This window comes from Sinorhizobium sp. 7-81 (genome assembly GCF_030124405.1).
Classification (GTDB): Bacteria; Pseudomonadota; Alphaproteobacteria; order Rhizobiales; family Rhizobiaceae; genus Sinorhizobium; species Sinorhizobium psoraleae.
In genome coordinates this window covers 913924-939630 of the sequence record NZ_JASKLT010000001.1, presented here as the reverse complement: position 1 = coordinate 939630, position 25707 = coordinate 913924, and the positions used below count along the sequence as shown (strand labels likewise).

Sequence of the window (25707 nt, the reverse complement as noted above, 5' to 3'; positions counted from 1 at the left end):
GTCGGTCACCGAACGGAGAGTTGCCTAACGGCAAGCGGTTTTCCGTCCAGAATTGCGTAGCTCAAAGTGAAATGATCTAACCCTGACCACCCTTCCGCCCCGGATCGTGAGTGTGGTGGCTGTCGTGCTCGCCTCCGCCGCCGGAAACCTTGCTGCGGGTACGCTTGTCAGGTTCGGCGGGTGGCTTCGGGATATCCAACGGAGCTTTGGCATTTTCATGCGAAGCACCTGGACCGCCTTGGCGGATGCTTGCCGGCGTCTTCTTGGAAGTGGACATGATGCTCCTCATCGATCCTGTTGGTAGCCCTGATGGGTCGTGTTGATCTTCGTATTGCCTTGCTGCCCCTTCTTCTCTGGATCCGAGGGTGTCTCTGGCTTCTTGGACTCGACCGATGCGTTTGTTGCGGGCTCTCCAGTTCCCTTCCCGCTGCGATTTTCCGGAGGAATTGGGGGTGGCCGACTGCTCATATAAAACTCTCCCGAAGTGTTTGGATTTTTCGCCAACGCACGCTGGCCTCGATTTCCAACACGTCAGATCGGATGTTGTTCCCAGGATGTCACATTTGAGGGGCGTCACCATCGCCGCAGCTACGAAGCTCGATCTGCGATCCAGATCAGCGCATCCGCGCATCGTGATGCAGGAAGGTGCCCAATGCCAGGCCCAGAGCCATGGCGACATAAGCCTTCGCGATGTCCGTTTTCGGTAAGGCCAGTTCCCAGCCAGGAGTAAGGCGTCTCGGCACCAGACCGTAATCAACGAGGGCCGCGAGTACGGTCGTGCCTGCGGCCGCCGCCACCACGCGCGGCGCGCTCGCCGTATTACTCCCCAGCAAGGCCGAAAACGGCAGCGCCCACCAGAACGAGGCAAGCATGTGCGTCACGAAACCGGTAAGCGTGTGAGAGAGGTCGAAGCGGGATACGGAGCCAGCGGCTCGGCCGTGCACCCAGTGGCTCGTCGCGTTGATCGGTCGCCAGTGACTTCGCCCTCGACGATTGGCCGAGGCCATCAGCACCAAGACCGTGGCCAGGCCAGCGCACGCTCCGCTCGCAAACACTACTCTGCCTGACATCGATATCTCCTAGGCGGCGTCGGTTTGCGGGCGGTCGTGACAATCGAAGGAGATACCGAACGGAGAGACGGCTCAAAGGTCTTCCAGTGGCATGAGGACCGCCGAGCCAAACCGCTTCGCCACATGGCAGCTACGTGCGAGTGCCGCCGACAGGCGAGCCCGCCTTCATCTCGGAGCGTACCGGTCCCTCGAACAGACCCAGATCGTCCCGGCTGAACACAGCCAAGGTCCAATGGGCGGTACTTGCCCCGTCTGCGTTTTGAGGTTGGTAGACGAGCTTGTCCGGGCTGCCGATCCTGCGCATCGCCTCATGATCGACTACTCCGGACCGGACCGCTTCAGCCGCTCTGCCGCGGTCACCATCAAAGGCATCCTCGACGAGTTCGTGCGTAAGTGTAATTCCCTTGCGCGATCCGCCGCTGTCTTCGTTGCTGGTCAGCATCACAAGCGCAACGTCGAGTTCCTTAGAGGTTTTTTGGTCAGCCATTATCTCGAACAACGCCATTGGATTCTCCGTCGACATGTTAGCCAGCAGCATCGACCATTCTCGATGATGGTCGAACCCGCGGGATGCGCCGATGTTCCCGCGTTGACCGCTTTGATCGAGGCGCAGGCAATAGGAAACATGCGAGTGACTCCCTTCGCTCGACCGCGGTTGCCGACAACATGGAGGTGGGAGAACCTGCCTTCCGCACGGCGGACCGCTCGACTTCATCCGTCATACTGCGCCTTGGAGCGAGTTTGGAACCGATCAGTTCTTCGATCGTTCGGATCGGTATTCAACCGGTTGGCGGCGGGACCATGGCCCGATGAACTCCGGTCGGATGCAGCCGGCGGGCAAAGGTTTCCCGCATGTGCTGGTCCAGGCGCGGAAGCCGGCACCAAAACCTATGGAGCATGAGATGGCAAACAAATCAGACCGTCCCAAGAACAAGGGAGAAAGCGGTACTGCCAAGAAAAACCAACCTGGTCACGTCGGAGGCGACGATGCGCGTAAGGCGCAACAGTGGGGTGGGGGTTCCAAGGCCTCGAAGGGTTCTGTCAGCGAAAGCGACAAGCACAATCCGAATTCAAGCGCGAAGACCTGACGCAAGTTCGTAGAGCATCGAGCACATAAGGCTGTCCCCAGATCTGGAGCCGTGAGAACCACCAGACCTTCGTTCGGGCGAAGTGCTACGACAGCGCCGAACATTCGTAAGGATGGACTATGAGAGTGCTTGTGGTAGGCGCTTCCGGCCTGATCGGCTCAGCAGTATGCGCAAAGCTTTCCGAGCGCGGCATGACAATCGTGCGCGTGGTTCGGCCCGGCTCGACATTGGCCTCTGGAGGAGGCGGCGAAGTCGTCGAAATCGATCTCGCGCGGGCAGTCGAACCCGCAGATTGGCTGCCTCATTTATCGGGTATTGCCGCTGTCGTGAACTGCGCAGGCACACTTCAAGACGGTCCCGGCGAAAGTACGTCCGGCGTTCATGCGCGTGGCCCGTCGGCACTATTCAGGGCTTGCGAACAGGCCGGCGTGCGCCGGGTTATCCATTTCTCTGCGATGGGCGTGGAAAAGGAGCAGCCCTCGTCATTTTCGCAAACGAAACTTGAAGGCGACAGGGCATTGATGGCTCGAGATCTCGATTGGGTCATTCTCCGCCCCTCTGTCGTGCTTGGTCCCGGAGCCTTCGGAGCCAGTGCCCTCTTCAGGGGGTTGGCGGCTTTGCCGGTCCTGCCGCTCATGCCGAAGACTGGCCCGCTCCAGGTCGTTCGCCTCGAAGATGTGGTGCGCACAGTCGAGATATTCGTCAGCCCGGATGCTCCCGAACGGCTCGTGCTGGAGATCGCCGGGCCGGAGGTCCTGTCTTTTGAAGACGTTGTAGGCACCTACCGTCGCTGGCTTGGCTGGCGGGCTGCTCGAGTGATCAGGATACCTCCTCTTTTGGCCGACCTCATCTACAGGTTTAGCGATCTTGCCGGCGCAATGGGCTGGCGCCCGCCGACACGGAGCACCGCGCAAAAGGAGATCGCACGCGGCGCGGTTGGCGATATCCAGCCGTGGCTCGAGACCACGCAGATTCAACCATTGGCATTGTCCGAGGCACTCGCCAGAACGCCGGTTTCCGTCCAGGAACGCTGGTTCGCCAAGCTCTATCTCCTGAAGCCCGTTATTTTCATCATTCTGTCGCTGTTTTGGATCGGTACGGGCATTGTCTCGCTTACGTCCGGATACGGCATCGGCGTCGATCTGATGCAACGAGCCGGAGCCGATATTCTCGCAGGACCCAGCGTCGTCGCCGGAGCACTTGCAGACATTCTTGTCGGGCTCGCGATCGCAGTCCGTCGAACCAGCCGCATCGGACTCTACGGCGCGATCTGTCTGTCGCTCTTCTATGCACTCGCCGGAACGGTCCTGCTTCCAGAGCTATGGAGCGAACCGCTGGGGCCTCTCATGAAAATCTGGCCGATCCTCGCGTTACACCTCGTCGCGCTGGCGATTCTCAAGGAACGATGATGCTTTATTTCGTGCTCAAGTACCTGCATCTTATCGGCGCTTCAGTCCTGCTGGGCACGGGAGCCGGAATCGCGTTCTTCATGTTTCTGGCCCACCGCACCGGCCGCACAGATACGATTGCTGCCGTGGCGCGTATCGTCATCCTGGCCGACTTCCTGTTCACCGCAACCGCCGTCATCCTGCAGCCCGTCACCGGGATCGCCCTTGCTTGGCACGTCGGCTATTCGTTGATGGAAGGCTGGATACTTCTTTCCCTGCTTCTGTACGCTGTTACGGGAGCGTTTTGGCTTCCGGTTGTCTGGATGCAGATGGAAATGCGCAGGCTCGCGGAAGTGGCGTGCAAAGACGTCGAGCCGCTGCCAAAACGCTACCATCAGCTCTTCCGTCTGTGGTTCGCCTTCGGCTTTCCGGCATTTGGTGCCGTTCTTGCGATTTTCTGGCTTATGATCACCCGACCGGCCATCGAGTGGTAGGGAGGCGGATTCGCGGGTGGACACAATGCTTGGGCGACGGCGGGACCTTCCCACGCGAACGCTGGTCATGCTGGGCATCCGTCGAGTTTCGGCGCGCCCCAGACACGCCAGAGCGATCGGCGAGGCCTTGACTCCATGAACCCGGGTCTTGCCGTCCGGCAATGACTCCATAAACCGACCCACCGCTTCGTTCCGCGATGATCGTTTGGATTTCGACGTACACCCGCGAGCCCGGTTTCATTCGCGGACCGATTCGCGCATTCGCTCCTTGGCGGCGTCGTGAGCTTCAAGCGCAGCATCACCCGCCTTGTCCAGGATCTCCTGCCCCGTTTCCAGCGCCTCGCCAACCGCCGCATTCGTTCTCGCCGCCAGGTTGCCACGCACCTGGTCGGACGCCTCGCCCATGGCCTCATCCTCGGTCTCGGTATGCGGCAGCGCGGCGCCTATCGCGGCGCCGACCGCGAAGGCGAGCGCGCCGCCGACCAGGGGCTGGTCGCGGAAATGCTTGAGGATAGCCGCATTGAGCTGCGCACCTTCATCCTGCAGCGATCGGCCCGCGTCCTGTGCACGGCTCGCGAGAGACTTACCGGCGTCAGCAATGGAGCCGGTCACGCGGCTTACCGTGGCACCCACCTCCCGCCATGTTCTGGATGCCCAACCGGAGGCCTCGTCGAACAAGGCACCGGTCTCGTCGCGTATATCTTCGATCTGCTTTCCGGCCGCGTCGGCAAAACCGCGATAAACGCTGCCGCTCGGGTCGACAAAGTGGCCGGCCCGACGACCTTCTGGATCCGTCAGGGCCCTGAAGCGATTGCCGCTTTCATCCGTGAAGTGGCTATACCGCTCGCCGAAGCTCGCCTCCACCGGTCCGATGCGCCTTACGGAACCCTTCACGGTCGCGAGCGGATATTCATCCGCCTCGTCGTCTTCCCTTAATCCTGGAGCGCGGGACCCCGGATTGGCGAGCAACCAAGCCAGACTGACCCCCATCAATGCGACAGGGATCGGATTTGCCTTAAGTGCGACACCAAGATTGCTGAGATATTCAGCTCCCCCGCTCGTCTTGGCATAGTCGAGCAGTTCGTCCATCAGCTGTCCTGGCGACATGCGCTCCTGAATAGCGTGGAGCTTTTCTTCGATCCGCTGGCGATCGGCCTCGATCTCTTGCTGCAACTCGGCAGCCGAATGCGTGTGGGAAGCATCGTTCATCGCACTCTCTCCTTCACCACGTCCAGGTCGCGCTGCAGCGAGGTTGCTGTTCTATCGAGCTTGAGACTGCTGCCCTTCAGTGTCGACAGGCTGCGCGAAATCATTGCCCAGGCGAGCAACCCCACGACGACACCCACAATAGCCGCTGATAATGCCTCGGCATTCGGTTCGGTTATGCCCCGAGTCACCAGAAATGCGGCCAGTCCCTGGACGACCGCAGCCAGGAGCACACCGATGGCGCCGATTGCGAAGATCAAGCCGACAAGAAGCGTTTCGAGGCTGCCTATCGCCCGGTTCAATGTCTCGGATGCCTCGGTCTTTGCCAGGTCGATTTCCTTGCGGAAAAGCCCGGATATATCCGCCACCAAACCGGTCATGAGTTCCGACAGGGGGCGGTCGTCCCGATGGTTAGCCATTGCGCTGATCCTCCTCAAAATTCCACCCGCCTTCACCTGGCCGGCCACTTGCCGACGGCGACGCGGAGGACGGCCGGGAAACGTTCCGGCGAGTGCGACGCTGAGCCGAGGCGGTCAGAAACCGACTGGCGGCCAGGCCCGCGATCGCCGCCATTCCGAGAAAGGCGAGCGGCTGCTTTCGGCCGAAGTCTTCAGCCATTCCCGCAATTTCGCCGAAGTCGCGCCCTTCGACGTCGCGCGCGAAGTTCCCGAGCGATGTGCCGATCTGTTGGGCGTAGCGGCCGAGAGCCTGTTGATCCGACTGTTGGAGTTCGGAGCCGACTTTCTCAACGGCCATTGCGACGCCGCTCAACTGGCGCGCCACGACGTTCTTCTCGTGCTCGGCGGCGCGGCTTGCGGCTTCCTTGGTGCGCTCCGCCTGCTCGTCGGCGAACTCTCTGACGTCGTTCAGATCCTCCTGCACTGCCTGCTGCAAGTTGCGATCTGTCATGCCAGTTCCGCTGGTTTGCGCGCCATGAATATCGTCGACACTTTGCGGGGCCATCGCGGGCGCTCCCAATGGGTCGCCGCGGTCATTTGGTTCATTGTTCATTTTCGGCTCCTCCCATCGCGTAACGGGATCGATTCACGTGTGTGCAATCAAACGAGCCACTTGAAGCCTTGTTCCCTGCCAGGGCCGATTCCGGAATTATTGTCGATGTTTCAGACGCCTTGCGGGGCAAGCGGCCCCATCTCGCGGGGCCATTCGTGTCGCAGCCCAGCGTTTGCTTCCGCTCCCGTGAGTTCGCCCGTCAATCGGCCGCCTTCCCCAGCGTATCGGCCACGTAAGCACCGCGTTCGCCCATTGGCAGTGGCTCACCTGTTGTGGAGTCCGTCGCTGTCTGGTGCTCGAGTTCGGCATTGAGGAGCGCGCCAACGATAAGAATGATTACCGAGATCCAGACCCACATCATGAGGCCAGCAAGTGCGCCGAGAGCGCCATATGTGGCGTTGTAGTTGGCGAAGTGTTCCAGATAGAAGGAAAAGATCCACGAGGCGGCGAGCCAGAGCAATGTGCTGAATACCGCGCCCCAGTTCAGCCATCTGAGCTTCGCCCGTTCCCGGCTTGGCCCAAAGCGATAGATGAGGACGGTGCCGATGGTGGCAAGAAGCAGAATGGCCGGCCACCTCGCCACCTTGGTCAAGACCTCCACCCACCGATCGAGCCACAAATAGGCGAGTACCGCCGGCACCACGCCAATCGCCACGATCAGCACGACGGCGAACAACAGGGCCGCGAAGGTGAATGCGAGACACAAGAGGGTTCTCGACAGGAAGCCTCTCTTTTCATTCTCTCCATAGGCAACATTCATCGCGTCGAAGAGCGCCGCAATGCCATTGGCAGCGCTCCACAACGAGACCAGCAGGCTCACAAGGAAGCCGATGCCGAGCGTGGTCGTCTTCTGCGTCGTCAGGTTCTGCAACTGATCCATGATGAGATCGTAGGATCCGGGTGGCAACACCGCTGCCAGCATGCTCATGTGTGTGCCGATCGCGGAAGGGTCCGAGACGAGTCCATAGATTGAAACCAGGGCAGCCAGCGCAGGAAACAGCGCCAGCAGAAGATAAAAGCTCACCCCCGCGGCGATCAGAACGATCCGCTCTTCGGCGATCTCCGATACGACTCGCCAGAATACGTCCCGCATCCCCTTCGCAGGTATGTCTCCCGGAGTGACGGCGTCCCTTCCTCGTCCCGGCTCCGTGGCCGCCAGCCTTTCGGCAATATCGGCTTCTTTCGCACCCATGGATCGGCATCCGCTGATTGACGAGACCGGCCGCTTCTCGCCGCGTGCATTAGCAACTCCGGAGGAAATGCCTTGTTCCGACTCTTCGGGCTCTTGCGCGCTTTTGAGCAGGCGCCGTTATCCAGGAGGAAAGCCAAGTCCAGCCGGCTGTCCCGATCATGCAGGTATCGAGATCGGGTGACCGACCAAAGCAGTTTCCTGCTTGTTCAAACGTCTTGGTCCGGAACCCGCGCATCGACCCCAGCAACGCGCAAATTGTTCCGGACGTGCCGAACCCCGTGGAAGGACAAGACGGCCAGCTCAATTTTACGAGCAATGGCGGCCGTCTCAACGGCGCCTTCGAGTATGATCGTGCCGCCACGAGCATGGACATCGATACTGTTTATGTCCAAGTCTTCCATGCTCTCCAGATATTCTGTGACACGGACCTCAAGATCGTCGCTTTGCCGGATAGGCTCCTGCTTCGATGTAAGCTGGCTATCGGTGCCCACCTCCTCCTTTCCCTCGATGCTGAAGCCGGACTTTTGCTCTCTGTCGAAGTTAGCCTCGGGTTCACCGTAGGCCCGGTTCTTTGGCTTGTTGGGGGCAGCATCGGGTTGGTCCGAATACGGCCAGCCGTCGCGGATGTTCCGCTCCTCAAAATCCCGGTAGTCTTCCTCGCGCGGCAGCGAGGTATTTTGCTTTTTCGAAGGCATCTCGAGCTCCTTGCTGCATGTCACCCCCCAACGCGCGGACGGGCGTTTTGTTCGCAAGCAATCGGCTTCGCCCGTGCGGTTGGGCCGGGCATTCATGAACACGGCTAATAGGCCCTATCAATTTTGAGGCACTATTCCGCGGCTGCCGGCGCGCTAACTCACTTGTGAACGCATGAACGGGATCGTTCTGCCGTTTGCTTTGTTTCGCCTTGGCGGCTCATCGGACAACTTTCACGCCGTCCTAGACCTTTCATCATCAAGACATGGAGCTGGATATGCAAAGTCCTGGCGCACTCGAAATCTCGCGGCGCGACCTGCTGGTCGCTTCCGCCGCCACCGTTACAGTAGCGGGCGCACCCTCGCTCGGTCATTCTCAGACGAACATCCCTGATGCATCGACAGGCACGAACGTCTCGTTCATCGTGAACGGTGAACGCCTCGAACTCGAGCTCGACAACCGGACGACGCTTCTCGACGCGCTGCGCGAGCACCTCCATCTGACAGGCACCAAGAAGGGATGCGACCATGGTCAGTGCGGCGCATGCACCGTCCTCGTCGACGGACGCCGTATCAATGCCTGTCTGACCCTCGCCGTCATGCACGAAGGCGGCAGCATCACCACGATCGAAGGATTGGGACAGCCCGGCAATCTCCATCCGATGCAGGCTGCGTTTGTCGAGCACGATGGTTTCCAATGCGGCTATTGCACCCCCGGCCAGATCTGTTCCTCCGTCGCCATGCTGGAGGAGATCCGGGCCAATATTCCGAGCCATGTGACGGGTGACCTGACGGCGCCGGCCGAGATCACGGCGGCCGAAATCCGGGAACGCATGAGCGGTAACATCTGTCGCTGCGGCGCTTATTCAAACATCGTCGAAGCCATTACCGAAGTTGCGGGGAGGAAGACATGAGAGCTTTCAGCTACGAGCGCGCCTCTTCGATCGAGGCGGCAGCAAAGGCCGCGGCCAGCACCGACGGCGCAAAATTCATCGCCGGCGGCACCAATCTGCTGGATCTGATGAAGCTTGAGATCGAGACGCCCACCCATCTCATCGACGTCAACGGCCTTGGACTGGACAGTATCGAGCCGACGCCGGAAGGCGGCCTCAGGATCGGTGCCCTCGTCCGCAATACCGATCTTGCAGCCGACGAACGGATTCGCCGCGACTATGGACTTCTGTCACGCGCCCTGCTCGCCGGGGCGTCAGGACAGTTGCGCAACAGGGCGACGACGGCCGGCAACCTGCTTCAGCGCACGCGTTGTCCGTATTTCTACGACACCAATCAGCCCTGCAACAAGCGGCAGCCCGGCAGCGGCTGCGCAGCGATCGCCGGCTTCAGCCGCCAGCTTGGCGTGGTCGGAGTGAGCGACGCCTGCATCGCGACGCACCCGGGCGACATGGCAGTCGCGATGCGGGCGCTTGATGCCGTCGTCGAGACCATGGAAGCGGACGGCACCACGCGCAGCATTCCGATCGCGGATTTCCATCGTCTTCCGGGCGAGACGCCAGACATCGAGCATGTACTCGAGCGCGGCGAACTGATCACTGCAGTCGTCCTGCCGAAGCCGATGGGCGGCAAACACATCTACCGGAAGGTCCGTGATCGCGCGTCCTATGCGTTCGCGCTGGTCTCTGTCGGCGCCATCGTGCAGCCGGACGGAACCGGCCGCATCGCCGTCGGCGGCATCGCACCCAAGCCTTGGCGCGACGAAGCTGCCGAAAAAGAGCTTCCGAGGGGAGCAAAGGCGGCCAGCACCAGGCTTCTCGCAGACGCCCGACCAACCGAACAGAACGCTTTCAAGATCACGCTCGTCGAACGCATGCTGAGCGCGGTTCTTGCCGAAGCGAGGGGATGAGAAAATGAGATTTGACACACCAGCAACGACGAACCCGATCGACCAGCTCAAGATCGTCGGTCAGCCCATCCACCGTATCGACGGCCCGCTCAAGACCGCGGGCAAGGCGGTCTATGCCTACGAATGGCATGATCCGAACACGCCCTATGCCTACGGCTATATCGTTGGCTCGGCGATCGCCAAAGGCCGGATCCGATCCATCGACGTCACCGCGGCAAAGAACGCCCCGGGAGTGCTCGCGGTCGTCACCGCCGACGGCGTGGGGGAGTTGAAGAAGGGCAAATACAATACCGCCAAGCTCTTCGGTGGCACGGAGGTCCAGCACTACCACCAGGCTATTGCGGTCGTGGTCGCGGAAACCTTCGAAGAAGCCCGCGCCGCCGCTTCGCTCGTCAAGGTCGACTATGCCGAGGAGAAGGGTGTCTTCGATCTGGCGGCAGCCAGGGACACCGCCGTCAAGCCAGAGGACGGCGAACCGGACTCCGCCGCAGGCGATTTCAATGCCGCGTTCGAGACAGCACCGGTCAAGCTCGACCAGACCTACACCACGCCGGACCAGTCGCATGCCATGATGGAGCCGCACGCCTCCATCGCCGCATGGAGCGGCGATGAACTGACTGTCTGGACGTCGAGCCAGATGATCGACTGGTGGCGGACCGATCTGGCGACGACCCTCGGGATCGACAAAGAGAAGGTGCACATCATGTCGCCTTTCATCGGCGGCGGGTTCGGCGTCAAGCTGTTCCTTCGTGCAGACGCAGTTCTTGCGGCCCTTGCTGCGCGCGAAGCGAAGCGTCCCGTAAAGGTAGCCCTCCCCCGCCCCTTCCTGATGAACAACACCACGCACCGCCCTGCTACGATCCAGCGAATCCGCATCGGCGCCGGGCGCGACGGCAGGATCACGGCGATTGCCCATGAGAGCTGGTCCGGCGATCTTCCGGGCGGCGGCCCCGAAGTGGCCGTTCAGCAAACGCGCCTGCTTTATGCCGGCGAGAACCGGATGACAGCGATGCGCCTTGCGACGCTCGACCTGCCTGAAGGCAACGCCATGCGGGCACCGGGCGAAGCGCCGGGCATGATGGCCCTGGAGATCGCGATCGACGAGATGGCGGAGAGGCTGGGGCTCGACCCCGTCGAGTTCCGGATCATCAACGATACGCAGGTCGATCCGGAGAAGCCCGAGCGGCCATTTTCGCACCGCGACCTCGTCGGGTGCCTGCGCACCGGGCCGGAACGGTTTGGCTGGAAGGATCGCAGCAAGCGACCGGGAAGCCGTCGGGACGGAGACTGGCTCGTGGGCATGGGGGTGGCCTCGGCCTTCCGCAACAATCTTGTGGTCCCCTCTGGAGCGCGTGTCCGCCTCGACCGGGGAGGTGTCGTCACCGTCGAGACCGACATGACCGATATCGGCACGGGGAGTTACACGATCATCGCCCAGACCGCCGCGGAGATGCTCGGTGTCCCGGTAGACAAGGTTGCAGTCAGTCTCGGCGATTCCCGTTTTCCGGTGTCCTCGGGCTCCGGTGGACAGTTCGGAGGAAACAGCTCCACCGCGGGGGTTTACGCCGCTTGCGTCAAGCTGCGCGAGGCCGTGGCCCAAAAGCTCGGCTTCAACAACGCCGACGATGTGATCTTCGCAGATGGCGAAGTCCGGTCCGGCGACCGCCGAATGACCCTTGCTGAAGCCGCCGGCGATGAAGGACTCGCGGCCGAGGATCGCATCGAATTCGGCAAGCTCACCGAGACCCATCAACAGTCCACCTTCGGCGCTCATTTCGTGGAAGTCGGAGTGGATGTGGCGACCGGCGAGACGCGGATCAGGCGGATGCTGGCCGTCTGCGCTGCCGGTCGGATTCTCAATCCGATCACGGCACGCAGCCAGGTGATCGGTGCCATGACGATGGGCGTCGGCGCGGCCCTGTCCGAGGAGCTCGTCGTCGACAAGGCGCGCGGCTTCTTCGTCAACCACGACCTGGCTGCCTATGAGGTGCCCGTGCATGCCGACATCCCCCACCAGGAGGTCATCTTCCTCGACGAGACCGACCCGATGTCGTCGCCGATGAAGGCCAAGGGGATCGCCGAGCTCGGCCTTTGCGGCGTCGCAGCGGCGGTGGCGAATGCCATCTACAACGCGACCGGCGTGAGGGTTCGCGACTATCCGATCACGCTCGACAAGTTGATCCATGGACTTCCGGAACTCAGCTAAGCCCAAACCGACGGGTGGCGAATTCGTCGCCACCCGAGGTTGGAGGAGATGCTGGAGCACGGGAAGAAGTGCTGGAAAGCCGCGATTCTGGGCTTGAAAAGGGAAACTTGGCTGGGGCGCCTGGATTCGAACCAGGGAATGGCGGTACCAAAAACCGCTGCCTTACCGCTTGGCTACGCCCCAACTTAAGGCGGCGAGATCACCTCGCCAAATCGTGCGCCTGATTAGCAAAGCTCGTGCGCCGTCACAATGCTTAACTTCGCTTCGCACGCAGATTTATTTCGCCGACCATAGGACGGTTCAATGCGAACAGCGACCGCCGTGTTTAAAATTCCGGAGCGGGAAGCAGTTTCCTCCTATAACCCTTTGGCCTATTGTCGCGACGCGCCGGCGCAAGCGCGCAAGATGGCGAAGGCAGGCGCAAAGAAAGACGATGGCCACTGCCGGGATCGGGTACAATTGAAAGCCAGGAAGAGACGCATGCAGGGACCGGATTTCGATCTCGACTTCAACCCGGCCCACGGCGAAGCGGTAACGGTTGCCGATGGCGTACAGCGGATCACTGTCAACAACCCCGGCCCGTTCACCTTCCATGGAACGAACACCTATATCGTCGGCAGGCGCTCTGTCGCGGTGATCGATCCGGGGCCGGAGGACGACGCGCATTTCCGCGCCCTTATGGCGGCGCTCGATGGTCGCGAGGTGACGCACATCGCCGTTAGTCATACGCATCGCGACCATTCTCCCCTCGCCCGACGGCTGAAGGCTGCGACCGGCGCCATGATCGTTGCCGAAGGCCCTCACCGGGCAGCGCGCCCCTTGCATGCCGGCGAAACCAATCCGTTCGCCGAAAGCTCGGACATGGATTTCGCGCCTGACATCGCGCTTCCCGAGGGCGGACGGGTCGACGGCGACGGCTGGAGCCTGACTGCCGTGATGACACCTGGCCACACAGCAAATCATGCCGTTTTCGCGCTTGGCGGCACCGGCATTCTCTTTTCCGCCGATCATGTGATGGCTTGGGCAACGAGCATCGTCGCGCCGCCGGACGGCGCCATGGCCGACTACATGGCCTCGCTGGAGAAACTATTGCAACGAGACGACCGGCTGTATCTGCCCGGCCATGGCGGTCCGGTTACCGAGCCCGGTTCGTTTCTCCGGGCGCTTCGGGCACATCGCAAGATGCGCGAGCGCTCGGTGCTCGAACGCATCCGCAGCGGCGACCGGAAGATTCCGGATATGGTCAAGGTGATCTATGCCTCTACCGATCCGCGGCTCCACGGTGCAGCGGCACTTTCGGTCCTGGCGCACCTCGAAGACCTGGTCGAACAGGGTCGCGTCGAAACCGATGGTCCGCCATCGCTCTTCGGCGACTATCGGCTGGTCCCCGGCGGCGCTGGATAACCCGTTGGCGCCGCGTCAACCGCCCGCGATACCCAGGAGTTCGGCATCAAGCGCTCGCAGGAATTCTTCGGCAAAGGCGGCGCCCATGCCGAGGTCGTGCGCACCGTAGCGCGATGCCACGCGCAGGTCGACAAAGGTCGTTTCTGCCTCTTCCCGTAGCCTGATCAGCACATCGAAGCGAAAGCCGACAATCAGCGTACGCCATTCGCCCTGCAGCACGATGTCGCTGGAGAGCCGTCCGGGAAGCGCGCCGTCTATATCAGGCGCGGGACGTGCGGCCGGAACCGGAATGACGTCCGGCTCACCGTTCGTGTCCACCCCGGCACCGGGGCGGACGGCCAGATCCTCGAAGTCCGCGCGGGCGTTCTCGACACCGAGCTCCGCCGTGGTGGCGATGCGCGTTTCGCCAACCACCTTGCGCACGCCCTGGAACACGCGGTCGAGCGCGCCGTCGTAGCGCCGTCCCGTCAATCCCGGATAGGCGACGATTTGCGCCTCCCGATCCTGCGGCGTGACTGTCGGGTTGCGCGCGAGCCAGCTCCTTTCGGCCGCCGGAACCCTGATCCATGGCGGCGGCGTCACCGCGTCGGTCGTGACGTCGTAGATCGTCGGCCGCCTCAGATATTGCACGGCACCGAAGCCGAGAAAGCCGAGCGGAGCAGCGGCGTAGACCAGCGCGGACAGCGAGGCGATGCCGCCGACCGCCGCCACTTGCCACAAGCGCGCAAGCCCGATCGTCGCGAGCACCACGCCGACAAGCGCAAAGGCGCCCGACAGCAATGCCAGCGCCAGAAAATGCGGTGTGGTCAACGGGCCGAAACGATGCGCCAGCAGCGACAACGCGAAGATCGCGAATGCAATGCGGGCAAGCCGGCGCGCCCAGTGGGCGGCGTGCGAATAGGGACGCTCGTAGCGGACAATCATCTAACGGAATCAATCCCCCAAGCGGAAAAGACATGGCCTTCTTAGACCATGGCTGCGGACGTGGGAACAGAGAATGCTAGCCCATCCCTCCGACAATGCCGCACTTGAAGCTTTGCCGCAAATTCGCCATTCTCGTTAATCACCTGTTTAAAATTCCCGCCAAACGTTCCGTGGCGGAAGGAGTTCAACTGGAGGCATCAGCCGGCGTCGGCGAATGGAACGAGCGCACGGCAACCAACGGAGAGGACATCATGGTCGCATCGGAAACAACCGTGACGAAGCCTGCCCCCACCCCGCTGCCTCAGCCAGGCGACGCAGCCATCCCGATGGCCCTGCTTGAGCTGGAACTTTCTCTCGATGGATTTTCCGGGACCAAGGAAGAATTTGCCGGCTTTGTGCGTACGGTGGCCGCCGATATCGGCGGCGAACTGCTTTTCACCCTGCCGGCGTCCGGTCTCCTCGAAGATTGTCTCACGATCGCTGCCATTCGTTACAGCGATGCCGGAAAAATGCCGACAATCCTGTTCGTCTGCCTTGGCGGAGACGGAAGCGCGATCCGCGTCGAGCAGCCGAGCGAGAGAACCGCGGATCTGAAGAGCTTTGCCGAGGCCTTTGTCGGCGTGCTCGAGCGGATCTGAACAGCGGCTCAGCGACCGTTGACCGGTTGCCGGCGGCGGGCGCATGATATTGTTGTTAAATGAATTGCGCCTTGCGGATCTGCGTCATGCGTCACCCGTGCATGCCTATGGCCTCTACATACAGAGCCACGAAGCGCATTGCGCCTTTTCCCTCGTTCCACCGTGGACATGACACCCGCCTTGCGGCCGACCTCTGTTCCAACACGCCGGCACTGGCGGCCTTGACCGACGCCGCGCTGTATCTCTCGTGGCCCGTTGATCTTGTGCGGAAGCGTCGCGTGCCACTGGTGCCGATCAGGAGGCAATGATGAAACCCTTGAGACTGCTGACCCTCGCCGTGACCGGGCTATTGCTCGCCGCGTGCCAGACACCAGAGGAACGGCGGGCTGCCGACAGCAACACCTGCGCCTCCTACGGCTTCCGCCGCGGCACCGATGCCTTCGCGACCTGCCTTCAGCGCATCGAACTCGACCGCCGCGCCGAGGCACGCAGCCTGCGCTACAGCAATGATCTGATGATGTGGGGCTGGAGCCGGCCGATAGTTGTCGAACGGCGGGTGGTCGTCAGGCCGAACTGATGGTGGCCGGATATTCGAGGTTTCCAACGCCCGTCGGTCAAGCGCCAGCGATCAACTCGCCGCCGCAGAGGCTTGTGCCTCGCTGCTACTGTTGATCGCCGCTTGCGCCGCCGCCAAACGGGCGATCGGCACGCGGAAGGGCGAACAGGAGACATAGTCGAGACCCGCCTCCTCGCAGAAGCGGATCGACGCCGGATCACCGCCATGTTCGCCGCATATGCCGAGCTTCAGACCGTTCTTCGTCCTGCGCCCGCGCTCCGCCGCAATCATGATCAGCTCTCCGACGCCCTCGAAATCGAGCGAGACGAACGGATCCTGCTCGATGATGCCCTTCTGCTGATAGGTGGCGAGGAACGGGGCCGCATCGTCACGAGAGATGCCAAAGGTGGTCTGCGTCAGGTCGTTGGTGCCGAAGGAGAAGAAGTCAGCCGCCTCGGCGATGACGCCGGCGCGCAAGGCTGCCCGCGGCAGCTCGATCATCGTGCCGACGAGATAGTCGATACCAATTCCCGCTTCCCCTATCACTTCCTTGGCAACGGTCTCGATCCGTTCCTTGACGTAGTCGAGTTCCGAGCGAAGGCCGACGAGCGGCACCATGATCTCGGGGACCACAGCCGCACCGGTCTCATGCGCCGCCTCGACCGCGGCCTCGAAGATCGCGCGCGCCTGCATTTCGGCAATTTCCGGATAGGAAATCGCCAGGCGGCAACCGCGGTGGCCGAGCATCGGGTTGAACTCGTGGAGGGCATCTACCCGCTGGCGCAATTCCGAAGGATCGATCGAAAGGACCGCGGCGACGTCGGCGATCTCCTCGTCCGTCTTCGGCAGGAACTCATGCAGCGGCGGGTCGAGAAGGCGGATCGTTACCGGGAGGCCGTGCATGATCGAGAAGAGTTCGATGAAATCCGAGCGCTGCATCGGCAGAAGCTTGGCAAGCGCCGTGCGCCGGCCCGCCTCGTCTTCGGCCAGAATCATCTCGCGCATCACATTGATGCGGTCGTCCTCGAAGAACATGTGCTCGGTGCGGCAGAGACCGATGCCTTCGGCTCCGAAGGAGCGGGCGGCACGCGCGTCCGCCGGCGTTTCGGCGTTGGTGCGCACGGTCATCCGGCGGCTTGCATCGGCCCATTCCATGATCCTGCCGAAATCGCCTGAAAGTTCGGGCTGAAGCATCGGGATTTCGCCCTTCAGCACCTGGCCGGAAGACCCGTCGATGGTTATGACGTCGCCCTTCTTCAAGGTGACGCTCGCGGCAATCAGCAGCTCGTTGCGCGGATCGACGCGGATATTGCCCGCGCCGGAGACGCAAGGCGTGCCCATCCCGCGGGCAACGACTGCGGCGTGGCTCGTCATGCCGCCGCGGGTCGTCAGGATGCCCTGCGCCGCATGCATGCCGTGAATGTCCTCGGGGCTGGTCTCCACGCGGACCAGAATGACCTTGCGGCCTTCCTTGACCGCCTGCACGGCCTCCTCGGAGGTAAAGACGATCTCTCCGGTTGCCGCGCCGGGCGAAGCCGGCAGGCCGGAACCGATAATGTCCCGCCGTGCGTGGGGATCGATCGTCGGATGCAGCAGCTGGTCGAGCGAGGCCGGGTCGATGCGCGCCACCGCCTCTTCCTTGGAGATAAGCCCCTGTTCGGCCATGTCGACCGCGATCTTCAGGGCCGCCTTGGCGGTGCGCTTGCCGGACCGGGTCTGCAGCATCCACAGTTTGCCGCGCTCGATCGTGAACTCCAGGTCCTGCATGTCGCGGTAATGCCGCTCCAGCTTGTTGCAGATCGCCTCGAATTCGGCGAACGCCTCGGGCATCAGCTTTTCCAGCGAGGGTTTGTCAGAACCCGACGCAATACGCGCGGCCTCGGTGATGTTCTGCGGCGTGCGGATGCCGGCGACGACGTCTTCGCCCTGGGCGTTCACCAGAAACTCGCCATAGAGTTCGCTTTCGCCGGTCGAAGGATTGCGCGTGAAGGCGACGCCGGTGGCCGACGAATTTCCGAGATTGCCGAAGACCATCGCCTGAACATTGACCGCCGTGCCCCAGCCGGCCGGAATTCCGTGAAGATGGCGGTAGGTTATCGCACGCGGGTTCATCCAGCTCGAAAAGACGGCGCCGATCGCTCCCCAGAGCTGAACCTCCGGATCCTGAGGAAACGGCGTGCCAAGTACCTCCTCGATCGCTTCCTTGTAGCGCGATATGACGTGCTGCCATTCGACGGCCGACAGCTCGGTATCCTGCTCGTGGCCGAGCCGCCCCTTCTCGTCTTCAAGGATTTCCTCGAAGACTTCGTGGTCGACGCCCATGACGACATCGCCATACATCTGGATGAAGCGCCGATAGCTATCCCAGGCGAAGCGCGCATCGCCGGCGTCGTGGCCGAGGGCGTGCACAGACTGGTCGTTGAGGCCTAGGTTGAGAACGGTATCCATCATGCCGGGCATCGACGCGCGCGCGCCGGAGCGAACGGACAGCAGAAGCGGACGGGTCGTATCGCCGAATGTCCGGCCGGTAATCTCCTCCATCCGCCGAATACCTTCCCGCACCTGCTCGCGCAGGCCGTCGGGCATGGCTCTATCGTTCTCGAAATAGCTGTTGCAGGCATCCGTGACGATCGTCAGTCCCGGCGGGACCGGCAGGCCGAGATTGCACATCTCGGCGAGGTTTGCTCCCTTGCCGCCAAGCCTGTCGCGATCCCCCGCATGCCCTTCGGCCTTGCCTCCGCCGAAGGTATATACCCATTTCGCCATGCCTGCTCTCCACCCGAAACAGCCTTTTATGACGATCTACAGTATATGCTTCGGCGTGAAAATGCACTCTGCGAAGAATTTTGCTGCAGTGCATCAAAATTGAAACGTGAAGCTGACGCACCCGTGCGGCGGCGGCCGGTTCGGCCTGTTCGAAGCCGCTGGAAATGCCCGGGGCGGACCGATCAGACCACTTCCCGCATACGCTCTGCCGTCTGCAGATCGACGGAAACGAGCTGCGACACACCCTGTTCGGCCATTGTGACACCGTAGAGACGGTTCATGCGGGCCATGGTGATCGGGTTGTGAGTGATGATGATGAAGCGGGTCTCTGTCGAGGCCGCCATTTCGTCCATCAGGTTGCAATAGCGCTCGACATTGTGGTCGTCGAGCGGGGCGTCCACTTCGTCGAGCACGCAAATCGGTGCCGGATTGGTGAGGAACACGGCGAAGATCAGCGCCATCGCCGTCAGCGCCTGTTCTCCGCCCGAGAGCAGCGTCATCGTCTGCGGCTTCTTGCCGGGCGGACGGGCAAGAATTTCGAGGCCGGCCTCCAGCGGATCGTCACTCTCGATCAATTGTAGTTCCGCCGTGCCGCCGCCGAAGAGATGGGTGAACAGCCGCTGGAACTGCCCGTTGACCACGTCGAACGCGGCGATCAGCCTCTCGCGCCCCTCGCGATTGAGGTTCTGGATGGCGCTGCGGAGCTTGCGGATTGCCTCGATGACATCGTCGCGCTCCTTGAGGATCGCAGCCAGGCGTTCGGAGAGTTCCTTCTGCTCTTCCTCGGCACGAAGATTGACAGCTCCGAGCCTTTCCCGCTCGATCTTCAGCCGCTCGAGTTCGCGCTCGACGCCGTGCATGCCGGGCAGCGCCTCATCGGCAGCCAGTCCCGTCAGGCGCATTACCTCATGCGGGGCGCAGGCAAGCCCTTCGTGAATGCGCGCCTCGATCTCGATGCGCCGCTCGCGGGCCGAGACCAGGCGCTCCTCCGCGCGACCACGCTTTTCACGCGCCTCCGCGAGGTCCGAAAGCGCAGCCGCGGCCACCCGATCGGTCTCCCGCTGGCGACCTTCCGCTTCGGCGAGAATATCGGCCGCTTCGCGGCGCGAAGCCTCCGCTTTCTGCAATTCACTCATCAGCGCGCGGCGCTTGTCCTCGAACTCGTCGGGCGCATCGATCAGTTCCTCGACTTCTTCCCGCGCTTCCGCCTCGCGATCGCGCAGCGTGCCGATATGTTCCTCCGCGCTCGCGGCCCTCGCTCGCCACGTCTCGCGCTCCGCGGCGATCGCCGAAAGTCGGCGCAGCCGCACCTCGTTTTCGCGGGCGAGGCCATCATGAGCGGCACGGGCTTCGGCGACCGCTGCGCGATCGGCGGCGACCACGGCCGCCTGGTTGCGGAGGCTAAGCTCGAGTTCGGAGAGATCGGGCGCTGCGGCAAGCGCGTCATTAGCCGCCTCGATCTGTTCCGCCGCCTCGTCGACCTGCCCCTCCACCTGAAGCTTCGTTTCGGTAAGCACGGCACGACGGCGGGCGAGATCGCCCGAGGCGCGCTCGGCCGTAGCCAAGGCTTCCCGCGCTTCGCCGAGTTGACGGGCGATCATGCGCTGGGCATCGCGCGCAAGCCGCAGCCGTTCGTCCTCGGCACGGATGCGTGCACTGGCCGCGGTGAGGTCAGCCTCCGCCCGCCGCAACGCCTCAGTCGCATCCTCGGTCTCGCTCTCGAGCTCGATAAGCCGGTTCTTCTGCGCGAGCCGCAAGGCTGCGGCGCTTGGCGCCTCCGATCCCGTCACGTGACCGTCCCAGCGCCAGACCGCGCCTTCTTTCGTCACCAGGCGTTGGCCGGTCTTCAAAAGCGGCAGCAGGTGCTCCGCCTCCGCTTCGCTTTCGACGATACCGATCTGGCCAAGCACCCGCTTCAGCGCCTCCGGCCCGCGCACATAGCCGTCCAGCGGCACGGCACCAGCCGGCAAAGGTGGATCGGCAGAATGGTCGCCGGGCATCCGCCAGTGGGCGGGCGCCGCCTGATCCAAAGGCGAATCGAGATCGTCGCCGAGCGCTGCACCAAGTGCCGTCTCGAAACCGCGCTCGACCTTCACCTCCTCGACGATCGGCGGATGGGCCCCACCACCGACCGCCTCCAGCATCCGGCGGATCGTGCGTGCCTCGGCTTCGATGCCATTCAACGTTGCACGCGCCTGATCGACCGGCGGGCGCGCAGCAGTTTCATCGGCGCGGGCGTCGGAAAGCGCCTCTTCGATGACGAGGACAGCGGCTTCGGCTTCTTCAAGCGCAGCTTCCGCGACCTCCACCTGCCCCCGCTTTTCATGCGGATCGGGAAGTACCGCCATCTGGCGATCGAGATCATCGAGATCGCGCGTCTGGTCGGAAAGCTGACGGGCGAGACGCGCCTGCCGCTCGGAGAGGTCGCGAAGCGTTCTCTCGATCTGATTGCGGGCAGCCTGGGCCTCGGCACGCTCAGCCGTCAGCCGTTGAAGTTCGGCCTCGCTGATCGACAGCATCCCGTCGGCCGCCTCCAACCGTTCGCGCGCCTCGCCGGCGCGGTCATCCGCCTCCGCCAGAACGCCCCGGAGCTCCGCCTCTTCCTCGTCGAGGCGGGCGAGAATGCCGGCATTGTCGGCAACCAGCCGCTCCTCGCGCGCGATATCCTCGGCGAGCTGTGCCAGCCGGCGCTGCAATTCATCGCGGCGCCTGAGGATCCGGCCTGCATCCTCCTCCAGTTGCGCGCGGGCGATCTGCAAGCGCTGCAGCGCCGCCGCGAGCTTCGCCTCGTTCTCGCGCAGCTCCGGCAGCTTGAGGCTGGCGATCGCCTGGGCTTTCGCTGCCTCCATCTGGATCTGCGCCTTCTCGGCGACCAGTGCGGTGATCTGGTTCAGCTGGCTTGTCGCCTCGGCCTCAGCCTCCTTGGCCTGCACCCAGCGAATATGGAAAAGGATCGCCTCGTGCCGGCGGATATCCGCGGACAGCATCTTGAAACGGTTGGCTTGGCGGGACTGGCGTTTCAGGCTCTCGATCTGGCTTTCGAGCTGGGACGTCACGTCGTCGAGCCGCTCGAGGTTGGTCTCGGCCGCCCGCAGGCGCAATTCCGCCTCATGGCGGCGCGAATGCAGGCCGGATATGCCGGCCGCCTCTTCGAGCAGTTGACGGCGAGCCTGAGGCTTGGCGGCGATCAGTTCGCCGATCCGCCCCTGCCCGACCATCGAGGGCGAGCGCGCCCCAGTCGACGCGTCGGCAAACAGCAGCTGCACGTCCTTCGCGCGCGCTTCCTTGCCGTTGATGCGGTAAACCGATCCCTGCTCGCGCTCGATGCGGCGGGTCACCTGGATCTCGTCGCTGTCGTTGAAGGCGGCAGGGGCCGTGCGATCGGCGTTGTCAAGATAGAGGCCGACTTCAGCCGTGTTGCGCGCCGGCCGGTTGCCTGAGCCGGAAAAGATCACGTCGTCCATGCCGGAGGCGCGCATGTTCTTGTAGGAGTTTTCGCCCATCACCCACCGCAGCGCCTCGACGAGGTTCGACTTGCCGCAGCCGTTTGGCCCAACGACACCGGTGAGGCCGCGCTCGATGACGAATTCGGTCGGTTCGACGAAGGACTTGAAGCCGAGCAGGCGGAGCTTGTTGAACTTCATGGGCGAAACGCTGGGGCGGATGGCATGTACCCCCCTCCGCGCGGTTCAGAACCCCCTCTGCTCTGAACAGCAAAAACGGGCGCACGGTTGCCGCCGTCGCCCGTTTTGAGGAAAAGCGAAGGATCAGAGCTTGCTGTCGATGAGGGCCGACATAACGTCAACCGACATGTCTCCCGAATAGTGCTCACCGTTGACGAAGAAGGTCGGCGTCGACTTGACACCGAAATCCTTGGCGCCCCTCTGCATTACTGCATTCACATCATCCAGAAGTTTTTGGTTCGTCAAGCAGGCCTCGAAGCTCTCCTGTGTAAAACCGGCGAGTTTGGACATTTGCAAGAGCGCATCACGGCCATTCTGCGCTGCGGCCCATTGCTCCTGCTGCTTGAACAGCATGGAGATCATCGGGAAATACTGTCCTTCCGGCGCGCAGCGCGCCAGCATGAAGGCCGCAGCCGCGCGCGGATCGAACGGGAACTCGCGGATGATGAAGCGCACCTTGCCGCTGTCGACATATTTCGCCTTGATGGCGTCGAAGGTCTTGTTGTGGAAGTTCGCGCAGTGCGGGCAGGTCATCGACATGTATTCGACGATCGTCACCGGTGCGTTGGCCTCGCCAAGCGCCATTTCCGGCAGCGCGCCAGGTTCGAGCAGCTTCTTCACATCGACAGTGCCTTCCGGCTGCGGCAGCTCAACCTTGGCGGCAGTGGATGAGGATGCCTGGGCAACCTCGGTTTCAGCAGGCTTTGCCTCGCTGGTGGCGGCCGGTGCTGCCGGGGTGGAGGCAGTGGTCGTCGCCTCCGCGGTCGCGCTGGTTTCGGCCGGCGCAGTCGAAGCCGCCTCCTTCTTCTCCTCGCTGCAGGCGGCGAGCATCAGGGCGAGCGCGGCGACGGCAGCACCGCCCAGAAGGCGTTTCGAAAGGCTCTTTTCGGAAGCGGACATGAACTTGACCCGTGTTCTATGAGGGAAAATTGAATTGCGAATTCGATAACTTGCCTTGCCGGAGGCGACAAGGGGCGGCGTCTCAACTGAATTCAAAGAAATGTGACCGCTTGAAGATCAGGTTCTCTTCGGACGCGACGAAAACACAGCGGTCCCAAGGCGCCGGAGCGCTGCCTTCAGCGCCTCGCTTTCCACGCCTTCCACCATGGCTTCGAGCTTTCGCGCGGGCTCGCCGACGAGCGGAGGCGAACGACGGAACGGTCTCGGCGGCGCCGCAACCGGCTTCTGCACGATGCGCACCTGCCCGATCGCATGGAAACCGAAGAAGCCGTTGATCCGCTGGATCAGTTCGCCTTGGGCGTGGGTCAGGAAAAGTGCCCTCGCGCCCTCGCAGGCGATGGTCAGAATGCCCGGCTGATGGCCCCCCTCGCCGCCCATTTCGGAGGCGCGCCGCGGCCAGGCGATTTTTTCCGGTCGCGTACAGTCGGCAAACTCCGGACCGGCAATCTCGTCCCAGGAGCCCAGCAGCATGGTGTTGATGCCCGCGCGCTTGGCGAGCACCGGATCGATCAGACCGTTCGCGACCTCGCTGATCTGGACGACGCCCTTGCGGGCCTTCTCTTGATTCACCGGCACGACTTTCTGTTTGCAACTCCGATTGCGCCTTGCAGCCCAGGCTGACGTCATCCAACTATAGGCCGGAAAAGGATTCCCCGGCAAATGATGCACCACACCCCGAAGGCGGCGGAAGCCAACTTTCTTCTTCTCGACTGGTATGATCGCCACCATCGCGACCTGCCGTGGCGAGTCTCGCCGCCGATGGCGCGAAGGGGCGCGGTCGCCGATCCCTACCACGTCTGGCTGTCCGAGGTCATGCTGCAGCAGACCACCGTCCAGGCGGTCAGGGCCTATTTCAACAAGTTCCTGACGCTTTGGCCGACGGTCGGTGATCTTGCCGCTGCGGATACGGAAGACGTGATGAAAGCCTGGGCCGGGCTCGGCTATTACGCCCGAGCGCGCAACCTGAAAAAATGCGCCGAAGCGGTGGCGGGTGAGCACGGCGGGCACTTTCCGAACACCGAAGAGGGCCTGAAAGCACTTCCGGGCATCGGCGACTACACGGCGGCGGCGATCGCCGCGATTGCCTTTAACCGCCGAAGCGCCGTTCTCGACGGCAATGTCGAACGGGTAATTTCCCGGCTCCATGCCATCGAAACGCCACTGCCTGCCGCCAAACCCGAAATGCGGGCGCGTGTCCTTGCCCTGACGCCGGAGGATCGCCCGGGCGACTTTGCGCAGGCGATGATGGATCTCGGCGCGACGATCTGCACCCCGAAGCGGCCAGCCTGTTCGCTCTGTCCTTTCCGTTCAAGCTGTCTGGCACTTGCGACGGCCGACCCCGAAACCTTCCCGCGCAAGGCGGAAAAGAAGCAAAAGCCGCTACGTCTCGGCGCAGCTTTCGTGGCGATCGACAACTCGAACGCCGTCTACCTGCAGAAGCGCGCCGATACGGGCCTTCTCGGGGGCATGACCGAGGTTCCCGGCACAGGGTGGACAGCCCGTCGCGACGGCGAGACCTCGATCGATGCCCAGCCCTTCGCTGCGCGCTGGGAGCACTGCGGAGCGATCACGCATGTTTTCACGCATTTCGAGTTGCGCCTTTCGGTCTACCGCGCCAATGTCCAACGCGCCGAGACAGGCGCGAACGGATGGTGGGAACCGATCGCGTCACTCAAGGCGCAGGCGCTTCCAACCGTCATGAAAAAGGCAATCGCCCAAGCTATACCAAACGCCTTCAGGGCCGAGCGAAGCTAGATCGAGCCGATGCATGAAGCGTTTTTCGTCAATCTCCCCGCACAGAACCTGTTGGACAACCAAGGATTGCCGATGAGCAGCGCCAACATCCGCCACATCGTCTTCGACATCGGCAAGGTGTTGATCCACTACGACCCGCATCTTCCCTACTGCCGCATCATTCCCGACGAGACCGAGCGCAACTGGTTCTTCGCCAATGTCTGCACGCACGACTGGAACGTCGAGCAGGATCGCGGACGCTCATGGAACGAGGCGGAGGAAATCTTGATTCGGGAACACCCGGACCGCGAGGAGCAGATTCGCGCATTTCGCCGATGCTGGCAGGAGATGGTACCGCATGCCTATGTCGAGACCGTCTCCCTGATGGAGGGACTGATCGCCGAAGGACGCGACGTCACCATGCTCACCAATTTTGCGTCCGATACGTTCCGGGAGGCGCAGAAGCTTTTTCCGTTCCTGACGCTGCCGCGCGGCGTGACGGTCTCCGGTGACGTCGGGCTGATAAAGCCGGACGTCGCAATCTATGAGGCCCATGCCGAGGCCTTCGACCTCGAGCCCGCCGCCACGCTCTTCATCGACGACAGCATCGCCAATGTCGAAGGCGCGCGCGCTGCGGGCTGGCATGCGGTTCGCTTCATCGATCCCGAGAAGCTGAAGGTCGATCTCGCGGCATATGGCATTCATCACTAGTTTTGGACGAGACGCATCAAGACTCTTAAGTCATGACGCCGCACGGTTTTCCCATGTCCGTGGTGGCTGTGAAATCACCAAAGCGCCACAATCGGTTCAGCCGTCATTCAGGTCCCACCCTTC

Annotated in this window: 25 protein-coding genes and 1 tRNA gene; 11 read left to right on the top strand and 15 right to left on the bottom strand. The window is 62.7% G+C overall.

Annotated elements, in window-relative coordinates:
* Positions 1-76: 76 nt before the first annotated feature.
* The 4 genes from QN224_RS04490 to QN224_RS04475 form a co-directional block, all read right to left on the bottom strand.
* Entirely contained in the window at positions 77-277 is a 201-nt protein-coding gene (locus tag QN224_RS04490) for a hypothetical protein (protein ID WP_269277215.1), read from the bottom strand.
* 8 nt (positions 278-285) lie between these two features.
* Positions 286-468, bottom strand: coding sequence for a hypothetical protein (locus QN224_RS04485; protein ID WP_269277217.1), 183 nt, complete (start codon positions 466-468; stop codon positions 286-288).
* 146 nt (positions 469-614) lie between these two features.
* Positions 615-1070, bottom strand: coding sequence for a hypothetical protein (locus tag QN224_RS04480; protein ID WP_283975691.1), 456 nt, complete (start codon positions 1068-1070; stop codon positions 615-617).
* A 130-nt stretch (positions 1071-1200) separates the two neighbouring features.
* Entirely contained in the window at positions 1201-1575 is a 375-nt protein-coding gene (locus QN224_RS04475; RefSeq protein WP_283975690.1) for a hypothetical protein, read from the bottom strand.
* A 397-nt stretch (positions 1576-1972) separates the two neighbouring features.
* Here QN224_RS04475 and QN224_RS04470 point away from each other — a divergent pair, with 397 nt between their 5' ends.
* From QN224_RS04470 to QN224_RS04460, 3 genes are all read left to right on the top strand, one after another.
* A complete protein-coding gene (locus QN224_RS04470) occupies positions 1973-2158 on the top strand; it encodes a hypothetical protein (RefSeq protein WP_283975689.1) in 186 nt (61 codons plus the stop codon).
* Positions 2159-2277: 119 nt separating this feature from the next.
* The gene (locus QN224_RS04465; protein ID WP_283975688.1) at positions 2278-3567 is read left to right on the top strand and encodes an SDR family oxidoreductase; all 1290 of its coding nucleotides are present in this window, start codon (positions 2278-2280) and stop codon (positions 3565-3567) included.
* Positions 3567-4040, top strand: coding sequence for a DUF2269 family protein (locus QN224_RS04460; RefSeq protein ID WP_283975687.1), 474 nt, complete (start codon positions 3567-3569; stop codon positions 4038-4040). The genes QN224_RS04465 and QN224_RS04460 overlap by 1 nt, the downstream gene beginning before the upstream one ends.
* A 237-nt stretch (positions 4041-4277) precedes the next feature.
* Here QN224_RS04460 and QN224_RS04455 read toward each other — a convergent pair whose 3' ends face one another.
* The 5 genes from QN224_RS04455 to QN224_RS04435 all read right to left on the bottom strand — a co-directional run bounded on the left by QN224_RS04455 (position 4278) and on the right by QN224_RS04435 (position 8144).
* Positions 4278-5249, bottom strand: coding sequence for a DUF3618 domain-containing protein (locus QN224_RS04455; RefSeq protein ID WP_283975686.1), 972 nt, complete (start codon positions 5247-5249; stop codon positions 4278-4280).
* Complete coding sequence (locus QN224_RS04450; RefSeq protein WP_269277232.1) at positions 5246-5665, bottom strand: phage holin family protein; 420 nt, start codon at positions 5663-5665, stop codon at positions 5246-5248. The genes QN224_RS04455 and QN224_RS04450 overlap by 4 nt, the downstream gene beginning before the upstream one ends.
* Positions 5658-6257 carry a nutrient deprivation-induced protein gene (locus QN224_RS04445; protein ID WP_283975685.1) on the bottom strand — a complete coding sequence of 200 codons (600 nt, stop codon included), beginning with the start codon at positions 6255-6257 and terminating at the stop codon, positions 5658-5660. Before QN224_RS04445 ends, QN224_RS04450 begins: the two co-directional genes overlap by 8 nt.
* A 199-nt stretch (positions 6258-6456) precedes the next feature.
* Entirely contained in the window at positions 6457-7449 is a 993-nt protein-coding gene (locus QN224_RS04440) for a YihY/virulence factor BrkB family protein (protein WP_283975684.1), read from the bottom strand.
* Positions 7450-7655: 206 nt separating this feature from the next.
* A complete protein-coding gene (locus tag QN224_RS04435) occupies positions 7656-8144 on the bottom strand; it encodes a BON domain-containing protein (RefSeq protein ID WP_283975683.1) in 489 nt (162 codons plus the stop codon).
* A gap of 263 nt (positions 8145-8407) precedes the next feature.
* Between QN224_RS04435 and paoA the strand changes: the two genes are divergently transcribed.
* The 3 genes from paoA to paoC are packed head-to-tail and all read left to right on the top strand — an operon-like array spanning position 8408 to position 12208.
* Positions 8408-9055, top strand: a complete 648-nt coding sequence (gene paoA / locus QN224_RS04430; protein ID WP_283975682.1) for an aldehyde dehydrogenase iron-sulfur subunit PaoA — start codon at positions 8408-8410, stop codon at positions 9053-9055.
* On the top strand, positions 9052-10002 hold the full coding sequence (locus QN224_RS04425) for a xanthine dehydrogenase family protein subunit M (protein ID WP_283975681.1): 951 nt from the start codon (positions 9052-9054) through the stop codon (positions 10000-10002). Before paoA ends, QN224_RS04425 begins: the two co-directional genes overlap by 4 nt.
* A 4-nt stretch (positions 10003-10006) precedes the next feature.
* Positions 10007-12208 (top strand): aldehyde oxidoreductase molybdenum-binding subunit PaoC, encoded by a 2202-nt coding sequence (paoC, locus tag QN224_RS04420; protein WP_283975680.1) that lies wholly within the window; start codon positions 10007-10009, stop codon positions 12206-12208.
* Positions 12209-12316: 108 nt separating this feature from the next.
* Here paoC and QN224_RS04415 read toward each other — a convergent pair.
* Positions 12317-12391, bottom strand: a tRNA-Gln gene (locus QN224_RS04415).
* 297 nt (positions 12392-12688) lie between these two features.
* On the opposite strand from QN224_RS04415, the gene QN224_RS04410 reads away from it, so the two are divergent.
* Positions 12689-13612, top strand: coding sequence for an MBL fold metallo-hydrolase (locus tag QN224_RS04410; protein ID WP_283975679.1), 924 nt, complete (start codon positions 12689-12691; stop codon positions 13610-13612).
* Between the two features lie 15 nt (positions 13613-13627).
* On the opposite strand, the gene QN224_RS04405 is transcribed toward QN224_RS04410, so the two are convergent.
* Positions 13628-14536, bottom strand: a complete 909-nt coding sequence (locus QN224_RS04405; RefSeq protein ID WP_283975678.1) for a DUF1499 domain-containing protein — start codon at positions 14534-14536, stop codon at positions 13628-13630.
* 251 nt (positions 14537-14787) lie between these two features.
* On the opposite strand from QN224_RS04405, the gene QN224_RS04400 reads away from it, so the two are divergent.
* Entirely contained in the window at positions 14788-15174 is a 387-nt protein-coding gene (locus tag QN224_RS04400) for a hypothetical protein (protein WP_283975677.1), read from the top strand.
* A gap of 307 nt (positions 15175-15481) precedes the next feature.
* On the top strand, positions 15482-15751 hold the full coding sequence (locus QN224_RS04395; protein ID WP_173510581.1) for a hypothetical protein: 270 nt from the start codon (positions 15482-15484) through the stop codon (positions 15749-15751).
* 51 nt (positions 15752-15802) lie between these two features.
* Here QN224_RS04395 and ppdK read toward each other — a convergent pair whose 3' ends face one another.
* The 4 genes from ppdK to QN224_RS04375 all read right to left on the bottom strand — a co-directional run bounded on the left by ppdK (position 15803) and on the right by QN224_RS04375 (position 23709).
* Positions 15803-18496 carry a pyruvate, phosphate dikinase gene (ppdK, locus tag QN224_RS04390; protein WP_283975676.1) on the bottom strand — a complete coding sequence of 898 codons (2694 nt, stop codon included), beginning with the start codon at positions 18494-18496 and terminating at the stop codon, positions 15803-15805.
* Positions 18497-18678: 182 nt separating this feature from the next.
* Positions 18679-22140 carry a chromosome segregation SMC family protein gene (locus QN224_RS04385; protein WP_283975675.1) on the bottom strand — a complete coding sequence of 1154 codons (3462 nt, stop codon included), beginning with the start codon at positions 22138-22140 and terminating at the stop codon, positions 18679-18681.
* 123 nt (positions 22141-22263) lie between these two features.
* Positions 22264-23079, bottom strand: coding sequence for a DsbA family protein (locus tag QN224_RS04380; RefSeq protein ID WP_283975674.1), 816 nt, complete (start codon positions 23077-23079; stop codon positions 22264-22266).
* A gap of 117 nt (positions 23080-23196) precedes the next feature.
* Positions 23197-23709, bottom strand: a complete 513-nt coding sequence (locus QN224_RS04375; RefSeq protein ID WP_283975673.1) for a DUF721 domain-containing protein — start codon at positions 23707-23709, stop codon at positions 23197-23199.
* 90 nt (positions 23710-23799) lie between these two features.
* On the opposite strand from QN224_RS04375, the gene mutY reads away from it, so the two are divergent.
* Positions 23800-24894 (top strand): A/G-specific adenine glycosylase, encoded by a 1095-nt coding sequence (gene mutY, locus QN224_RS04370; RefSeq protein ID WP_283975672.1) that lies wholly within the window; start codon positions 23800-23802, stop codon positions 24892-24894.
* Between the two features lie 72 nt (positions 24895-24966).
* Entirely contained in the window at positions 24967-25584 is a 618-nt protein-coding gene (locus QN224_RS04365) for an HAD family phosphatase (RefSeq protein ID WP_173510587.1), read from the top strand.
* Positions 25585-25707 lie beyond the last annotated feature (123 nt).

Coding starts and splice junctions, on each gene's coding strand:
- QN224_RS04490 (WP_269277215.1), bottom strand. CDS start 277: ATGTCCACTTCCAAGAAGACGCCGGCAAGCATCCGCCAAGGCGGTCCA.
- QN224_RS04485 (WP_269277217.1), bottom strand. CDS start 468: ATGAGCAGTCGGCCACCCCCAATTCCTCCGGAAAATCGCAGCGGGAAG.
- QN224_RS04480 (WP_283975691.1), bottom strand. CDS start 1,070: ATGTCAGGCAGAGTAGTGTTTGCGAGCGGAGCGTGCGCTGGCCTGGCC.
- QN224_RS04475 (WP_283975690.1), bottom strand. CDS start 1,575: ATGGCGTTGTTCGAGATAATGGCTGACCAAAAAACCTCTAAGGAACTC.
- QN224_RS04470 (WP_283975689.1), top strand. CDS start 1,973: ATGGCAAACAAATCAGACCGTCCCAAGAACAAGGGAGAAAGCGGTACT.
- QN224_RS04465 (WP_283975688.1), top strand. CDS start 2,278: ATGAGAGTGCTTGTGGTAGGCGCTTCCGGCCTGATCGGCTCAGCAGTA.
- QN224_RS04460 (WP_283975687.1), top strand. CDS start 3,567: ATGCTTTATTTCGTGCTCAAGTACCTGCATCTTATCGGCGCTTCAGTC.
- QN224_RS04455 (WP_283975686.1), bottom strand. CDS start 5,249: ATGAACGATGCTTCCCACACGCATTCGGCTGCCGAGTTGCAGCAAGAG.
- QN224_RS04450 (WP_269277232.1), bottom strand. CDS start 5,665: ATGGCTAACCATCGGGACGACCGCCCCCTGTCGGAACTCATGACCGGT.
- QN224_RS04445 (WP_283975685.1), bottom strand. CDS start 6,257: ATGAACAATGAACCAAATGACCGCGGCGACCCATTGGGAGCGCCCGCG.
- QN224_RS04440 (WP_283975684.1), bottom strand. CDS start 7,449: ATGGGTGCGAAAGAAGCCGATATTGCCGAAAGGCTGGCGGCCACGGAG.
- QN224_RS04435 (WP_283975683.1), bottom strand. CDS start 8,144: ATGCCTTCGAAAAAGCAAAATACCTCGCTGCCGCGCGAGGAAGACTAC.
- paoA (WP_283975682.1), top strand. CDS start 8,408: ATGGAGCTGGATATGCAAAGTCCTGGCGCACTCGAAATCTCGCGGCGC.
- QN224_RS04425 (WP_283975681.1), top strand. CDS start 9,052: ATGAGAGCTTTCAGCTACGAGCGCGCCTCTTCGATCGAGGCGGCAGCA.
- paoC (WP_283975680.1), top strand. CDS start 10,007: ATGAGATTTGACACACCAGCAACGACGAACCCGATCGACCAGCTCAAG.
- QN224_RS04410 (WP_283975679.1), top strand. CDS start 12,689: ATGCAGGGACCGGATTTCGATCTCGACTTCAACCCGGCCCACGGCGAA.
- QN224_RS04405 (WP_283975678.1), bottom strand. CDS start 14,536: ATGATTGTCCGCTACGAGCGTCCCTATTCGCACGCCGCCCACTGGGCG.
- QN224_RS04400 (WP_283975677.1), top strand. CDS start 14,788: ATGGTCGCATCGGAAACAACCGTGACGAAGCCTGCCCCCACCCCGCTG.
- QN224_RS04395 (WP_173510581.1), top strand. CDS start 15,482: ATGAAACCCTTGAGACTGCTGACCCTCGCCGTGACCGGGCTATTGCTC.
- ppdK (WP_283975676.1), bottom strand. CDS start 18,496: ATGGCGAAATGGGTATATACCTTCGGCGGAGGCAAGGCCGAAGGGCAT.
- QN224_RS04385 (WP_283975675.1), bottom strand. CDS start 22,140: ATGAAGTTCAACAAGCTCCGCCTGCTCGGCTTCAAGTCCTTCGTCGAA.
- QN224_RS04380 (WP_283975674.1), bottom strand. CDS start 23,079: ATGTCCGCTTCCGAAAAGAGCCTTTCGAAACGCCTTCTGGGCGGTGCT.
- mutY (WP_283975672.1), top strand. CDS start 23,800: ATGATGCACCACACCCCGAAGGCGGCGGAAGCCAACTTTCTTCTTCTC.
- QN224_RS04365 (WP_173510587.1), top strand. CDS start 24,967: ATGAGCAGCGCCAACATCCGCCACATCGTCTTCGACATCGGCAAGGTG.